The sequence below is a fragment of the Microcoleus sp. D2_18a_D3 genome (assembly GCF_036702455.1).
Lineage (GTDB): Bacteria > Cyanobacteriota > Cyanobacteriia > Cyanobacteriales > Microcoleaceae > Microcoleus.
The window spans coordinates 103,421-117,554 of sequence record NZ_JAUBTK010000002.1 but is presented as its reverse complement, the minus strand read 5'-3'; the positions used below and the strand labels follow the sequence as shown (position 1 = coordinate 117,554).

At 43.6% G+C, this 14,134-nt stretch carries 15 protein-coding genes; 5 read left to right on the top strand and 10 right to left on the bottom strand.

What is annotated here, in order from left to right; translation table 11 throughout:
- Positions 1-325: 325 nt before the first annotated feature.
- The 3 genes from QUB06_RS01995 to QUB06_RS01985 form a co-directional block, all read right to left on the bottom strand.
- Positions 326-547 carry a hypothetical protein gene (locus tag QUB06_RS01995; RefSeq protein WP_194008911.1) on the bottom strand — a complete coding sequence of 74 codons (222 nt, stop codon included), beginning with the start codon at positions 545-547 and terminating at the stop codon, positions 326-328.
- Between the two features lie 292 nt (positions 548-839).
- Positions 840-1,511: a hypothetical protein gene (locus tag QUB06_RS01990; RefSeq protein ID WP_333151677.1), complete on the bottom strand. Its 672-nt coding sequence runs from the start codon at positions 1,509-1,511 to the stop codon at positions 840-842.
- The gene (locus QUB06_RS01985; protein WP_333151679.1) at positions 1,508-2,068 is read right to left on the bottom strand and encodes a hypothetical protein; all 561 of its coding nucleotides are present in this window, start codon (positions 2,066-2,068) and stop codon (positions 1,508-1,510) included. Before QUB06_RS01985 ends, QUB06_RS01990 begins: the two co-directional genes overlap by 4 nt.
- A 478-nt stretch (positions 2,069-2,546) precedes the next feature.
- On the opposite strand from QUB06_RS01985, the gene QUB06_RS01980 reads away from it, so the two are divergent.
- Positions 2,547-4,403: a bifunctional 3'-5' exonuclease/DNA polymerase gene (locus tag QUB06_RS01980; RefSeq protein ID WP_333151681.1), complete on the top strand. Its 1,857-nt coding sequence runs from the start codon at positions 2,547-2,549 to the stop codon at positions 4,401-4,403.
- A gap of 74 nt (positions 4,404-4,477) precedes the next feature.
- Here the strand turns inward: QUB06_RS01980 and QUB06_RS01975 are convergent, their stop codons facing one another.
- On the bottom strand, positions 4,478-6,151 hold the full coding sequence (locus QUB06_RS01975; protein WP_333433932.1) for an AAA family ATPase: 1,674 nt from the start codon (positions 6,149-6,151) through the stop codon (positions 4,478-4,480).
- 162 nt (positions 6,152-6,313) lie between these two features.
- Here QUB06_RS01975 and QUB06_RS01970 point away from each other — a divergent pair, with 162 nt between their 5' ends.
- The 3 genes from QUB06_RS01970 to QUB06_RS01960 all read left to right on the top strand — a co-directional run bounded on the left by QUB06_RS01970 (position 6,314) and on the right by QUB06_RS01960 (position 8,388).
- Complete coding sequence (locus QUB06_RS01970) at positions 6,314-7,039, top strand: hypothetical protein (protein ID WP_333316060.1); 726 nt, start codon at positions 6,314-6,316, stop codon at positions 7,037-7,039.
- Positions 7,040-7,321: 282 nt separating this feature from the next.
- On the top strand, positions 7,322-7,681 hold the full coding sequence (locus QUB06_RS01965) for a hypothetical protein (RefSeq protein ID WP_015179737.1): 360 nt from the start codon (positions 7,322-7,324) through the stop codon (positions 7,679-7,681).
- A gap of 185 nt (positions 7,682-7,866) precedes the next feature.
- The gene (locus QUB06_RS01960; protein WP_333151687.1) at positions 7,867-8,388 is read left to right on the top strand and encodes a hypothetical protein; all 522 of its coding nucleotides are present in this window, start codon (positions 7,867-7,869) and stop codon (positions 8,386-8,388) included.
- A 109-nt stretch (positions 8,389-8,497) separates the two neighbouring features.
- On the opposite strand, the gene QUB06_RS01955 is transcribed toward QUB06_RS01960, so the two are convergent.
- From QUB06_RS01955 to QUB06_RS01945, 3 genes are all read right to left on the bottom strand, one after another.
- The gene (locus tag QUB06_RS01955; RefSeq protein WP_333151689.1) at positions 8,498-8,644 is read right to left on the bottom strand and encodes a hypothetical protein; all 147 of its coding nucleotides are present in this window, start codon (positions 8,642-8,644) and stop codon (positions 8,498-8,500) included.
- Positions 8,631-9,251 carry a Uma2 family endonuclease gene (locus QUB06_RS01950; protein ID WP_333151692.1) on the bottom strand — a complete coding sequence of 207 codons (621 nt, stop codon included), beginning with the start codon at positions 9,249-9,251 and terminating at the stop codon, positions 8,631-8,633. Before QUB06_RS01950 ends, QUB06_RS01955 begins: the two co-directional genes overlap by 14 nt.
- A gap of 152 nt (positions 9,252-9,403) precedes the next feature.
- Positions 9,404-9,637, bottom strand: a complete 234-nt coding sequence (locus QUB06_RS01945; protein ID WP_194012320.1) for a hypothetical protein — start codon at positions 9,635-9,637, stop codon at positions 9,404-9,406.
- A 178-nt stretch (positions 9,638-9,815) separates the two neighbouring features.
- Here QUB06_RS01945 and QUB06_RS01940 point away from each other — a divergent pair, with 178 nt between their 5' ends.
- Positions 9,816-11,045, top strand: coding sequence for a hypothetical protein (locus tag QUB06_RS01940; RefSeq protein WP_333143560.1), 1,230 nt, complete (start codon positions 9,816-9,818; stop codon positions 11,043-11,045).
- Here QUB06_RS01940 and QUB06_RS01935 read toward each other — a convergent pair.
- From QUB06_RS01935 to QUB06_RS01925, 3 genes are all read right to left on the bottom strand, one after another.
- The gene (locus QUB06_RS01935; RefSeq protein WP_333143561.1) at positions 10,987-11,409 is read right to left on the bottom strand and encodes a hypothetical protein; all 423 of its coding nucleotides are present in this window, start codon (positions 11,407-11,409) and stop codon (positions 10,987-10,989) included. The genes QUB06_RS01940 and QUB06_RS01935 overlap by 59 nt on opposite strands.
- 58 nt (positions 11,410-11,467) lie before the next feature.
- A complete protein-coding gene (locus QUB06_RS01930) occupies positions 11,468-12,589 on the bottom strand; it encodes a DUF6753 family protein (RefSeq protein WP_333143562.1) in 1,122 nt (373 codons plus the stop codon).
- 707 nt (positions 12,590-13,296) lie between these two features.
- Entirely contained in the window at positions 13,297-14,094 is a 798-nt protein-coding gene (locus QUB06_RS01925; RefSeq protein ID WP_333151697.1) for a mobilization protein MobD-like protein, read from the bottom strand.
- Between the last annotated feature and the right edge of the window lie 40 nt (positions 14,095-14,134).

Sequence of the window (14,134 nt, the reverse complement as noted above, 5' to 3'; positions counted from 1 at the left end):
TGATGTTAACTCAAATGCGGGTAAAAAAAGCTGCTCTATTCTCTCTAGTTTGGAAAAACGTTAAATGGTTTTTAAAACATTACGAAAAATAGAGCAGTATTGCAGAAATTAGCCATCAGCTAAATCTCCCTCTCCCCCTCTCTCGCCCTCTCCCTCTCTCCCTTTCTCCCCCTCTTCCTCTCTCCCTCTCCATTTTAGGAATTACCCAAAAACCCGGTTTTTGAATGTAATTCCGTCATTTTAGGTTGAGGATGAGAACGAGAAACTGTTTTTTTTAGGTTGATAGTGCGTCCTGGACTGCATTTCTCCATCTTCGCTTTTTTCTTTAATCAAGCTCCAGCTCAAGCTGTGGATTCGGGCGGACTGCTGAATCTGTCCAAGGAGTATCTGCTAGGTTGGACAAGTCATAGACATTTTCTTGGTAACCGTTGTCAAAATTACCTTGGCGAACTTCTTTAGATGACGAGTAACCGACAGTCAAATCGGGTGCTGATTCGTAACCGGAGTTGTTATAGCCGGAATTAGGTTCGATCGAAGCATTGTGCATGGTTTTTCTTAGTTTATGTGGTCAACAATTCCAATTTAAATCGCATCGAGTTCGTGCAACTTCATTCCTGTGAGCGATTTCGTTCAGTAAAAATTACCCCCTCTAAATGGAGGGGGCGGCTTTAGGAAGGTTGCCTAACGGCTCTCAGCACTGGGCAATTATACGAAGTCGAGAAAAATGTTTTTTAAGAGAAAGTAGGAACTAAAAGCTAAAGAATACCCATGCTTAAGAGAGGGGATATGATGCAGGTTGGGGTGCGTTCAAAGCTACCAAATTACTTCCGCATTTTTTATTAATTGTTCAATAACTCCAAGCAAATCACTTGGTTTGGTGCGAGAACACCTCCGACTTTTATTACTTGCAGCTCTCCGCTTTCGTCTGGATATTGTGCTTTAACTTGGGCAATTGCTGCATCTAAACTAGATGCCTGAGCAATATACACCTTCTCAAGAGCACTTAGTACCCAAATAGGTTTGGGCCACTTATGTCGAGGTTGGAGAATTGAATAGTGAATCACTTGACCAGTGTACTGAACAATTTGCTCGATCGCAGTTTCCGAACAAAACTCACCCAATTCTGACTCAATACATTGTTTGAGTTCTTTCGCAGGGATTTGCTCAACAACTGATTCTAAGAGCATTAATGCTGGTCTTGTCTGCTCTAATTGAGTGTGTTCCTGCACGACTAATGACTCTACGAAGTGACTCACCTGCTTGATGATTGAGTCAAAATCTAGCTCCATCAATAAATGACCTAAATACTCCCTTAACAAATTTCTTAGCTTTTCATCAGAGATATTGATACCGCAGGTTTTTAGATAAAGTGAAGGTTTATTACCCAAATTCCGACCGCAGCCAACTTCTCCATTAGCTGCATCTTCTGCTTCTATCAGTTCCATCAAGCGCGGATAACTGGTTGTATCATCTATTGTGGATTGGGGCTGGGAGGGGATTGAGTTACTCATTTGTCTTTCCTTAATGTTTCAAAGTAATTAAGATTGTCGGGTTCTTCAGGATCTGGACCGCAGTCTAGCAGCCCCACTTTCAACTTTCTATAAAATACTAGCGCACCAGGCAGTGCGTGGAAGCCTATCCTTCCTTGGTATTCTAGTTCCTCACTACGAGCAATCGCAAAATCTATTAGAGTTCCACCTACTCCTTTATAAGTGGGAGGATTGCTAATAGCTGGTCGATTCCAGGGAGCCGTTGCTAAGGCTTTGACGTACACCAATCTTCGTCTCAATTGAGACTCAATATAGCAGCGTTTTTTTAAAATATCGATAGTCATTAAACCCTGAGTTATGCCATCACACTCAATGGCATATAGTTCATCTCCTGGTAAAAACTGAGTTCTATAGCTTTTACTAACCCAATTCCAGTATTCATCTTCTTCTCCACTCCCTCGAAGCGTTGGTTGCCACAGGGTTGTCGCATCTTCTAAATGCTTCTCAGTAACGGATGTCAGGATAGCATTAACTACCTGTCGATCTCGAACTCGAAGAAGCTGGATAGGGCGATTCAATTGCCAAACCTAATTATTGTGACAACTACATTATATGTCATAATTTTAAAATTTCAATTCAAGCAATATTTTCCAACTCACCTCCCTCTAAAAATCTTTTTCAAAAGCTAATCGTACAGACGCTAACGCAGCCGTTTGTAAAAAGATTCCAGATGGCAAACCAGGCTGCGACCTTTTAGGCCGCACTTGGGATAGTCAAAACAACTGTTGCCAGCTCTAAAGTTGGCCACTATTTTCAATCAAAACCAGGGTTGGCTGGTTTTTTTAGACCAACCGCCATCCTTTATGTCTCTTACCTTATTCCTAAAGTTCAGGACTTAAATTGATTTACAAAAAACAGACTTATAACTCGTATACTTCCCAAATAAAACCCATCATCCTCAAGCTACCTAATGTCGAAAACTCCTTAAAAATAGTTAAATTTTGTGCATTATTGACACAACGATATTCTTTCACTTTTTTATAAACGGAACTAATTATGAAACCTAATCCACTAAAAGAGCAGAAACAATCAACCGCTATCCCAACTGTTTTGAGTCCAGACAAACTTAAAATAGCTCATTTGCAAGTTACACTTAAAACTCCTTATCAACTGATCGATACTGCTTTCAATCTTGAAACAGCTCTTCAACCATTCCAACAAGCAAAAATTATCGGTATAGACTGCGAAACGACAGGGCTTGACCCCTACAAAGCCAAAATTAGATTGTTACAACTTGCCATTCCTGACCATCCAGTAATCATTGTAGATTTATGGGCCATTGAACCGAGTTCCCTCGAACCATTACGCTTGCTCTTAGCGAGTCCTGCACTGAAGGTAGGTCACAACCTCAAATTTGAATGGCAAATGCTCGCTTTTGCCGGACTGGAACCATCCAAACCCTTTTTCGATACCTATTTGGCTTACCGAGTGCTGACGGCTGGACTAAAACGCCATTTGTCCCTAGATGCTGTCACTGAGAATTTGTTGAAAGTAAAGCTAGACAAAACGCAGCAAGTTAGCGATTGGTCGGCAAACTTAACACTCGCTCAACTCCAATATGCTGCTACCGATGCTGCAATCTTATTCCCGCTGGCTGCTGCTCTGCAACAAAAACTGAAAGCTTCTAAGCTTTGGAAAACTGCTTTACTAGAGTTTGCTTGTCTGCCTGCGGTGGCTTCTATGGAACTCAACGGAATGCTTTTAGATAGAGAACAGTGGAAAGTTTTGGGAGTGAAGCTCTGTCATGAACGCGACTCTCTTTTAAAACAAATTAATTCACAACTCCATCGACCTAACCCTAATCAACAAATCTCTCTGCTGCCCGAATTTACGGATACAATTAATCCTCGCTCTCCCAAGCAAGTCTTAGCGGCTTTGCAAGAGAAAGGTATTCCTGTTACTTCCACTAGCTCTCAACATTTAATTCCTTTGCAAGGCGAGTATCCCGTTATTCAAGCACTGTTAGAATATCGCAGTTTATCGGCTCGTATCGATACTTTTACTCTGGGTTTACCTGAACGCATTCACCCGATTACAGGGCGCATTCATCCCAATTGGTTTCAGATTGGTGCTAGATCAGGACGGTTTAGTTGTCGAGAGCCAAATTTAACGAATATCCCCAGAGATAAGGAAACCCGACAGTGTTTTAAAGCTGCACCCGGTTACGTCCTGCTCAAAGCCGATTACAGCCAGATTGAACTGCGGATCATGGCGAAGGTTTCGGGCGATCGCACGATGGTGAAAGCTTACTCCAAAGGGGAAGATTTGCACTCTCTCACAGCTTCCTTGGTGCTAGCAAAACCTTTATCTAAAATTACTGTCGAAGACAGACAGCTCGGCAAAATTATTAACTTCGGTTTAATTTATGGCATGGGAGTTACGAAATTTAAGAATATGGCTCAAGCAGAGCATGGAGTCACTTTAACGCTGCAACAAGCTTCACACTTTCGTAAGAAGTTCTTTGAATCCTATACAGGTATCAAACAATTTCACGGCAAAGTTCGGAGCGCCTGGAGCCGAGATATTCGAGAGAGTCGGACAGTCTTAGGCAGAAGGAGATTATGGTCAAAAGATACTAAACCACTGCTTAACGAAATGCTAAATAACCCAATTCAAGGGATGAGCGCTGACATTACTAAACTCGCTCTTGCTCTCATTTTTTCACCTCTAAGCTGCACGGATGCTAAACTGATTTGTGTGGTTCACGATGAAATTTTAATAGAGTGTCCTCTTGAAGAAGTGAGGCCAGTTAAAGCCTTGCTTAAAAAAGGTATGGTGAGAGCCGGGAATAAATTTCTCTCTCCGATTCCTTGCGAGGTAGAAATTAAAGTGATGGAAAGTTGGGGAGGGTAAGAGATTAACGGGGAAAGATTGGGGAGTGGGAGTAGGGAAAAAACGAACCGATGCTATTGCGATTTATCATGCACTCAAGTTTTATCGTAAGCAGATGGCCGATACTCGAATAACTCTTGCTCTCCCGCCGCAAATTTAGACCCATCCCTCCCAGAAGCAGGCCGAGCAAAGGACGCTTTGTTGCGAATCCCCTGGATATCTTCAGAAGAACGCTCAGACGACAGCACAAACTGAGTTCTCTGATAACGCAGATCGGCCAATTCAATTTTACCAGGTCGCCCTTCACAATAAGCTCGCTCAGCACAGCGTTTAACTGCGATCGCAATTTCAGCGCTCGTTGCTCCGGCATAATCAGATAGTAGCGAATACCACTGTCTGTCGCTCCAAAGATTCTCTTTTCCTTCCCCAAACTGCTCTGGGAAATACTTAGCTAAGTGCAAATTGAAAATCTCATAGCGAGCGCCGCTGTGTGGCAAATCCACAAACCAGATTCCGCCGTCGTCAAATCTGCGGATAAGTTCAGCCGGCAGCATTTCTAAGCGGTTAACAGTAGCTAACATTAACACGGGGCTCTCATGTTCCTGCATCCAGGTGAGCAATTTCTGCGACAGTCGCCTAGCTACACCGCCATCAGCATTTGATTCCCAGCCAGAAAAACCCTTGTCAAAATCGTCAAAGAACAGCACGCAGCCGCCCAAATTATCGGCTGTATCCAGCATTTTGTTGAGAGCGCGATCGGGATTAGAGGAACCTAGAATATTGCCCCAACTTGCTGCTAAAAGCGCATAACCTAGCTTCTTAGCAGCTAGCTTTGCACTCAAACTTTTGCCCGTCCCCGGCGGCCCCCACAGCAGCATTCCTTTGGGAGGTCTGAGGTGATATTTCTTGGCATCAGCTTCTGACAGCTTTACGACTTCGCTCAAATAAGCGTCTAATAAATCTAAACCGCCAGCATGAGGCACGTCGGGAGAAGCAATGAACTCCAACCCCTGGTCTCGAAGTTGCGATATTTTATGCTCCAATACCAACTGTGCGATTTGGACAACTGAAGCAGTCATAGAGAGCGATCGATCTAACACCAATTCAATTTCAGCAGTTGGCAGCCCTAGACTAGAAACAGCCAGCCGTTTTTTAGCAGCTACCGCATCTAAACCAAAATCAAGGGAACAATTGCGATCGCAAAAATTATCCACAAGAACTTCGACTTCAAAGCGATCGGGTAACGGGCAGTTGAGTAGAGGAATTAATGGCCTTAGCTTTGATGGCAGTTGGATGTACTCGCCCAGCAGTACCCAATATTGCTCGGCTGAACGCCCTTTCAGCTCAAAGAATGCGTTAGCCAATTGAGAATAACGGCGGATAAGAGGCTGTTCGGTACTGTCTGATTCCAAAATATCCTCTAACAAAAAGATACCGGGACAGTCATTTTCCAGCAGAAATTGCAGGACATCACTCTCGACAGATAGCTCAGTTTTACATAAGACGCATTCACTATTATACATCTGGGAAATATCTGAAACGCTTGTCATATCTGAATGACAACCTAAATTCGGGAGATGTTTATCCAAACACCGCACCTGTTGAAGAGTTGCATAGCCAGGATTCCAATAATAAACAGGTAAACCACACTCACTGGCGTACTGATGAAATGATGACAATATTTTTTGGCGATCTGCACTGTAATATTCGAGGGCAAATATTGGAGTTTGAGTCACTCTTAAATTAGACGAGATCGTGAAATATTTCATGAATTTATACATCTAAATAGAGGATGTTTAACATAAAACTTTAACTAACATAATTAAAAATTAGCGTCCTGCTAATGAGCGAAATTCTCCCCCTCAATTGGAGGGGGTAATTGTGCCTAACGGCACTAATAAATTGATGTTATGCAAGTTAAATTGTCAATCATGGTCACAAGTAAAAAGCAAACCGCCGCCACTCCCATTCGCTCTCATTCACCAGTGCCTGCTAAATCTAAGCCACCTGAAAAACAGAACAGTCAAACAGTTAGCAGTAACAATGGAGCCAAATCAAAACCTCAACCTAACCTCAGCCCGGAGCAACTTGCTGGCGAGCTAGTCAAACAGATTCGCAATACAATTCATAAGAAGTACGGTGTGACAATTCAGCGTCGCGATAGCCGTATTTCGACAAAGGTTGGCCACGCAATTCGCGAAAAACTGGGATTGGATATTCAAGCTCAGTTGAACAAGCGCAACGGCAATGGCAATGGTAAAAAGTTCGACTGGCAAGAGTGGAACAATACTGTGTTTCCCAAGCTAGTTGGCCGACCCGAGGAACTCAAGTATGATGTCGAAGTTGTTGCCTTAGCGATGAGCCAAATTTACGATACAATTGCTGACAACCCGCAAGCTGCCATTGCCGATTTAATGGAGTTCAATGCTCAAAGCTTAAAGCGTCGCAACGAGTTAGCTAAATCCTCAGAAGAAGATACTGAAGAACTCGATGATGATGACGAGCTCGATGATGAAGATGATGAAATTGATGACATACTCGATGAAATTGATGACGAAGACGAAGACGAGGAAGGCGATGAGGATGAGGATGATGACGATGAGGAGGATGATTTTAGTTTAGACGAAGAGGAAGAATTTGAGGAAGACGACGAATAATTGCTAAAGTTTGATTAGAAAGCTCTGCTGAAAAAGCAGAGCATTTTTTTGCCTCTATCGAGGCCTTTTCTACGAATCGCAATTGAGGGTAATGATTGTCGCCACCGTCCGAATCAGGACGCTCTGGGAAGCAGACCCAACAAATTCACAATCAAGGAAATTTTGACCTTGATTGTGAATTTAATTTTACCCACTCACCCACCACTATTTTTTTTGAATTAATTGTAATTAGCAGACTGCCGTCGCTTTAGTTGTGAAAAAAAACACGCTTGAGTGTTAATCATGGCTAATCGCAAATCAGCTCCAACTCCGATGCAAAAGCAATTTGCAGAAACTCTTGAAGAACAGCGCTTCGAGATGTTTTTGCACGTTGCCCGCGAGTTAACGGGACGTGCCAAACAGCGACAGTTGCAGAAAGGTAAAGCTCTTGACTGGGAAGCGTTCAATACTTGGTTTAACAAGCAATATGAAGGCTACTCGGCTGACGAGATGCTTGAAGAAATCTTGAGCAACGTTTACTGGCTTTCATCTGAGCAAGCTGTGATTGACTTGCACTTCCGTTATATCGAATCGGCAGTCAAAGCTTCTCATAAGAAAAAGGCAACTGACGATAATGAAGAGATTGATGATTTTGTCAAGTAATCAATGACGACCCCCGATAAAGGGGATAAAATCCTGCTTGGAGCAGGATTTTATTTGCCCGCCCACCCACCGCATTAGTTCCGTTTGCGATATTTGCGATCGCATTCTCAGAAGGCTTTAGTAAGGTTTTGATATTAAACGCGAGCGCGTTTGAGAGATGTTCCACTTGCAAATAAATTATAATCATGTACGAACATATTCAGCATTTTCTCACCCTCACAATTGAAACTGTGGTAATTTTTGGTTACGGTGGCTTAATTGTTCACTATCTCGCTACGCTGTTAGCATCGAAGCGGATGAATCATTCTGAAAAACTCTCAGCAGAACTTGCCCCAGATTTTGTGCCTCTTCTCAATGAAATTGCTTCCTTTCCTGCTGTTACCGAATCGGCAGCAACTCCAGAACCCACAGAAGAACAGCGCCTCACCTCTTCGCTACAACTTAAAGCCGAATTTGCTTCTAATATTCAACTCGATACCGACACATTAAATCTACCCTTCATTCAAGTCGCTAGCCTGAGTCTCCGACAATGCCGCACCGTTATTCGAGCGCTCAATTCCACTCTCCCACGAAGTGAGCATATTCGCCTGAAACTAAACAAAAAAGATGTGCCAGCAGATTCGTTAAAATTTCAAATTAAGAAGCACTTTGAGCATCGACCGCAGCAAGTTGTCTCCCTAATTGAGCAAATTTTGAAAGCTAGTTAAAATGCTCGGAGAATCAACGACTAAATTAGTGTTCTTTTTCAAAAAAACTTCTGGTAACGAGTTGATAGAAAGTTTTTTTGAATGAACCCTCCTTTTCCTGACCAAGCTATTAGTTACTTTCTTCAGCGCCAAGGGGAATCAGACCCTTGCCAATCTGTTCGCTCAACTCGTTGAGACTCAATCCCAATTCAATGGCGATCGCACGAATTTCCTCCATCCTACCGACGTTACCTGGATATAAGCTACATAGCAGCATATCTGCCGGCAGCGAAGATTTTTTGTGCGGTTAATTGCAAGTCGGGAAAGATTGATGAAATAAGCCGATCGTCATTTTGAAACAACTGTTTTTGATACTCGTCTTCTCGCAGCGTACAAATTGTAACTGTCGGCTGTTTGGGTTTGCCAATATATTCTCTGCCGCCAATGCCCAGATAGTCAACAATCCAATACTCAGGCACTCCTAGTATGGCGTAATCTTCAACTTTGCGGGCGTAATCGTTCTGCCAGTTGGTGCTAACGACTTCAGCAATCAGTTTAATTGAGGAACCTGATGTAATTACAGGTTCTTGTTGCCACAAAGGTTCATTAATTAGTCGAGTTTGGTTTAATACAAGCACATCGGGGCGAAATGCTGTTGCTGTTCCTAATAGTTTGATGAGACAGCGAGGGGGGATAAGGTAGGGTAGATCCAGGCGGTCAATTTCTACATTCAGTTTTCGTCCCAGAAAACCGGATATTTGTTCGTGCGGCCCTGTTGGTTCCATTTCGGTTAATTCACCATCAATCAGTTCGTAGCAATCGCTGTCGCCGTAGCTTGTAATAAATTCATCAACAGTTATAAGTTTTGGATGTGATTGAACCATTATATTTTTTCCTGATATATTGGCAGGGCACAATACCGTAAGTTAGAACATTTTTTAACCGATAAAAACACCGTTGTTACTATTAATAAAACTTCTCGTAACTAGTTGATAGAAAGTTTTTTTGCTCTAACCTCTCTTTCCATATCTGGCAATTAGTTACTTTTTTCACCATTGCCAAGGGGAATCAGACCCCGGCCAATCTGTTCTATCAACTCGTTGAGACTCAATCCGCGTTCAATGGCGATCGCGCGAATTCCTTCCCATCCTACCGATGTTACCTGAATATTTCTTTGCTTCTTGGGTTCTTCATAGCGGGGTTGTCCCCCAGAGCGGTTGAGGTTGGCTAGTGAGTTGGGATGGGGGTGAATTCCTTTCCTAGGTGACATAGCGTGGATAGCATTTCCTTTTTTTTACTATTTTCGCATTTTCTGGAGGCTTCTCGACGATAACTATGTTAGTGTTGAATAGTTCAAGAAAATTCCTGCCCGCGCTGACTCCCCTACTCCGGTTGCGGTCGAGCGCGGGCGAGCCTTGCATTCAACAAACTCGCCAGGAATGCGTCAAATGCAATCAGAAGCAGACGATCGGGAGCCGCAAGCGTTAATTGTTTTGCCGGGGGGTATTGGAGGGTGTACCTCTTGTGCTGCGAAACAACTGCGAATCGACCCCGAATTTCAATCTCTCATTCCTCCCCTGAGTAAAGACGAAAAAGCCGCCCTGCAAGCGAGCATTCTGGAGGAAGGATGCCGCGATCCGTTAGTAGTCTGGGCCGAGGAAAAGCTTCTCATCGACGGCCACAACAGGTTCGCCATCTGTACCGCGCACGGCATACCATACAAAATTGTAGAGATGTCTTTTGACAGTCGGAATGCAGTCAAGGTCTGGACGATCGCCAACCAACTGGGACGGCGCAGCTTGACGCCAGAATCCGTTAGCTACCTGCGCGGCACCTGGTACGAGCTGACCAAGGAATCTCACGGGGGCAAGCGTTCGGCAAACTGTCATTTTGACAGTTTGACAGACAAAGTATCGCCAGATAGAGCAAGCTGTCAAAATGGCAGCTTGACAGACAAAACAATGCCAGATGAGGCAAGCTGTCAAAATGACCACTTGACAGACAAAACAATGCCAGAAGGAGCAAGCTGTCAAAATGGCAGCTTGACAGACAAAACAGCACGAGAGTTAGGAGAACGGTTCAAAGCTTCCCCCAGAACGATTTACCGGGATGCCCAATTTACTCGAGCTGTGGATGCTCTCAGTTTTATTGGAGGGGACGAAGTGAAGTGGAAAATACTGAATCGCTCTGCTGGGCTGACCAAGAAGCAGGTCATCGCTTTGGCAAACGACACTCGCAGCAATCCGGCTCAGGTTGCCAAAACTTTACAGGGGCGCGACAAAAAAGTAAAACCTGAAGGCGAACCTAAGATCGCCCACCACCTGACGCTCAAAATTGGTTCCTTGGTGGAAGTGTACGCGCCCGATCGCCAGGACGTTAACGGTCGGTTGGGGCGCATTCAGTCAGTGGGCGAGAAAACGGCTACCGTGTGGATGCGGCACATCCCTACTCTTGCCATGAATTTGCATACCTTCAAACACTCGGCTCTTACTGCTGTACCGCTCGAAAATCAACCCGGACTTCAAGAAATTTGCGATCGCACTGGCCGACTTCACCAATTAGGAAATCTAGATCCTTTTGAGATAGAAATCCTCAACTTGTTAGAAAGAGCAACGGTTCTTACTCCCACCGAATTGCAGTATTTAGAACATATTGAGAACACACACAAGCTTGATTGAGTGCCTCACAACTATTTTCCCTTTTGAGAACAGCAATAACTTCGGAAATTTTATTTGATTCACTTGACAGTTCAAACACTGAGCCAATCAATTTTTGTTGAGCTGCTAATTGTCGCAGTGAATAACAAGCGATCGCTCGCACTCGCTCAGGAGACTTGCTAGCATTTTTAGCAGCAAACGGCCCCCAGAAAGCACTCAGTACAATCTTAATCTGTTCCGATATTGGGTATGTTTGACTCAAACAGTAATCCCAAACCATGTTATCGAATGGGTCGTCTAGTGCAACTAAAACACCCGATATTTGCGACTGCACTTGCTTCTGATTTTGGTCAGGTAACGGCTGATTGTTCAAATTGGCAATCATAGATTTCTCCTGTTAAGCTAACTTATTTACATCCCATTCAAGACTTTAGTATTTGCCATCAAGGAACAAACTCTCGTTCTTGAGGGGAGCGAATCCACAAAGTACAAAATCCTTTTTGTGCAGGTTTACCCTCTACTGTCAGCGTCACCCCCAATCGATTTATCTCAGTTTCACACAATTTTTTGCCACCTTTCTCGCTCAACAAAGCTTGATTCCAGCTCATAAGTTGGCGAGCATATTTCCCTTCATTGCTTGTTGCCCACTGAATTGTATCCGCGTTCTTGCGAGCAAACTGACCCTCTTTGCTCAGCCCCCATTCGAGAGCTACAGCTTGTTCTAAAGTGAGCTGGCGCGGCCCTTTTGGGTCGAGTTCAGGCGGTGGAATGAACCGGGGCACAGCTAACCCGATAAAAGCGCCGATCGCCATTGCCCCTAACACCACCCCGCTCCCAAAAATCACCGACCAAATATCGTGAGCAACTTTCTCTAAAGCTGCTTGTCGCACTAGGGTGTAAACTGAGTTAGAAATGTGGCGATGTTGCACCTTAACAGCCGCTTTTCCCTGCCGTTCTAAAAACTCCCTGCTTTCTTTTTCCCAATTTTCAGTAAGCTGCCGAACTTGTTCCAGTTCTTGAGAAATAACAGCTTGAGAATCTTTCAAATCACCTTGCCATTGAGATTGCCAATTCTTGAAAAACTGGTCAATCTCTTGTGGTTTTTTTTCTAACAGCAGTTCGAGTTGACCTGTAGCCAGCAATACGATAAAAAGCGGGTCATTTTTATTGAGACCGTATCGGTAAGCTGTCTGAATGACATGAGAGCGAAATTTGGAGTCTTTGCCCTTGAGTACCTGGCTGATTAGTGACTCAGTATCTCTCTCGTACATGGGAGAGGCAGATAAAGGATCTCTGTTCAGAGCTTCTCTTTCCCTCGAATCATCGTCTATGAGTTCCCAAAACTCCTTTTCATTTAGCTTACTCCCATCGGATTTCAACTTTTCTTCTACTGCATCTTCTGGGAATGTATCTGGAGAATCGGGCAAACTTTGCGAATTTTCAGCGGATTGTATGGAATTATTTTTGGTATTATTAAGTCTGCCCTGTTCCCTTGGCGTTTCCAATATCTCGCCAAACTCTTCAGAGTCAACTTCGGAAAGTTCTTCTAAAAGTCGATCGGACATTTAACCTCCTACCTAATCAAAATCCTAATCTTTATGCTGTTCTGCTTCGCGCATTCTATAGTGTGAACTCATATTTTGTCCGTCTCCTAACGAGTTCATCACCCATTGATCTCGTTTCCGGCTGCATCGTCAGGTGATAAATTAGAGGGCAATTTATGAATGATTGTTACAAGTCGCCACCTATCTCGGCGCAATTTTCAGTTGTTCGATTCACAGTCAACAGCGTCGCCCTGAGCGGAGCGTCGCCCTGCCCTTCGACTACGCTCAGGAACCGCGTAGCCGAAGGGTCGAAGGGTCAACAGTCAACATCATGTCTGAGTGCAACCGGAATTGATATGACTGTAAAATTTACAGGAATACCCGCAAATTATCGGTTTAGACACTATCTGTAGTATTAAGATGTGTTTCGGCACACCCAGCCCGCTGGCCCAGTGGTGAAGAAGTTTTTGAAACCCTGGAAATCTCGTAGCGGGCGATCGATCAATCTTCTTCTTTTCAGAATTTAAACGCAATAAACAACGTTTATTGCTAATATCCAACGCCTGGGATAACACAACTGCGTTGATTGCACTCAGCCAGCGGGCTGGTTTCGGCACACCCTATCAGTAGAGTCTGTGCGTAAGCCTTAATTTAGATTCTTAAAAGCTTACGATACCTTTTTTACAAATTACAGCCTCCTGAGACTTTACAACCTGTTGCTTATTTGGTTACTCATTTTGTTGCTCATTTTCTCTCTGCATTTCCTCATTTTTTTTTTGTTCATAAGGAGCGATGACGTCTTTTTTATTGCGATTGGGTGCGTTGTTAAACAAACCTACATCTTCTATCAGACGGAAACAGTCTTCCAGAAAAGTATGCAATCGCTGCTGACTAATCAAGAAGAATTCAGAGTGTTTCATTGCTTGAGAAAATGACAACCGCTTCGTATCAATAAACTTGCGCTCTCTTGCACTCAGAGCAGGCAAATCTACCACAGGAATTCGGTAATTATTAATGAGCTTGTTCATTTCCTTATGGCTTTGTACGTGCGACCAATCTTTGCAAACTCCAAAATTGCGGACAAAAATGTGATTGAGCTGACCTTCAAAGTAGTTGAAAGAGTCAATAAACATTTCAATGCTGTCCGTCGTGCCACCGCAAATAAACCACTTGCATACATCAACTCCTGACTGCTCTTTAAAATCAGGAGAGGTTAAATTAGCTTCGTCAATCCATTTGTTGATAATGCTGTAAACCCGAGCTGGTAAATTGACAATCACAGGAGTTTCTACTGCTGTTTCAAAAATAATATCGATATCGAAAAACTTCTCTTCATCTTCAACTAAAGCTACGATTTTTGCATTGTGTTCAGGATAGCGCTGCTGCACGTCAGGATTTTGAAAATCGCCATCAATTAACGTGTACAGCAGTTCATACTTCTGATTGAATTCAACCAGAATCCGAGTTAGCATCGACTTGCCAACACCACCTTTCTCGCCGTCAACCAAGTGAATCATGTTAGTCATTTCATTCCTCCTTGCTGGATGTCGATGTCTATTCAAGACT

Bases quoted from the DNA above. Each gene is read 5' to 3' on its own strand.
- QUB06_RS01955 (WP_333151689.1), bottom strand. From the start codon at position 8,644: ATGCTGCTATGTAGCTTATATCCAGGTAACGTCGGTAGGATGGAGGAA.
- QUB06_RS01990 (WP_333151677.1), bottom strand. From the start codon at position 1,511: ATGAGTAACTCAATCCCCTCCCAGCCCCAATCCACAATAGATGATACA.
- QUB06_RS01975 (WP_333433932.1), bottom strand. From the start codon at position 6,151: ATGAAATATTTCACGATCTCGTCTAATTTAAGAGTGACTCAAACTCCA.
- QUB06_RS01960 (WP_333151687.1), top strand. From the start codon at position 7,867: ATGTACGAACATATTCAGCATTTTCTCACCCTCACAATTGAAACTGTG.
- QUB06_RS01980 (WP_333151681.1), top strand. From the start codon at position 2,547: ATGAAACCTAATCCACTAAAAGAGCAGAAACAATCAACCGCTATCCCA.
- QUB06_RS01970 (WP_333316060.1), top strand. From the start codon at position 6,314: ATGGTCACAAGTAAAAAGCAAACCGCCGCCACTCCCATTCGCTCTCAT.
- QUB06_RS01950 (WP_333151692.1), bottom strand. From the start codon at position 9,251: ATGGTTCAATCACATCCAAAACTTATAACTGTTGATGAATTTATTACA.
- QUB06_RS01940 (WP_333143560.1), top strand. From the start codon at position 9,816: ATGCAATCAGAAGCAGACGATCGGGAGCCGCAAGCGTTAATTGTTTTG.
- QUB06_RS01935 (WP_333143561.1), bottom strand. From the start codon at position 11,409: ATGATTGCCAATTTGAACAATCAGCCGTTACCTGACCAAAATCAGAAG.
- QUB06_RS01945 (WP_194012320.1), bottom strand. From the start codon at position 9,637: ATGTCACCTAGGAAAGGAATTCACCCCCATCCCAACTCACTAGCCAAC.
- QUB06_RS01995 (WP_194008911.1), bottom strand. From the start codon at position 547: ATGCACAATGCTTCGATCGAACCTAATTCCGGCTATAACAACTCCGGT.
- QUB06_RS01925 (WP_333151697.1), bottom strand. From the start codon at position 14,094: ATGACTAACATGATTCACTTGGTTGACGGCGAGAAAGGTGGTGTTGGC.
- QUB06_RS01965 (WP_015179737.1), top strand. From the start codon at position 7,322: ATGGCTAATCGCAAATCAGCTCCAACTCCGATGCAAAAGCAATTTGCA.
- QUB06_RS01930 (WP_333143562.1), bottom strand. From the start codon at position 12,589: ATGTCCGATCGACTTTTAGAAGAACTTTCCGAAGTTGACTCTGAAGAG.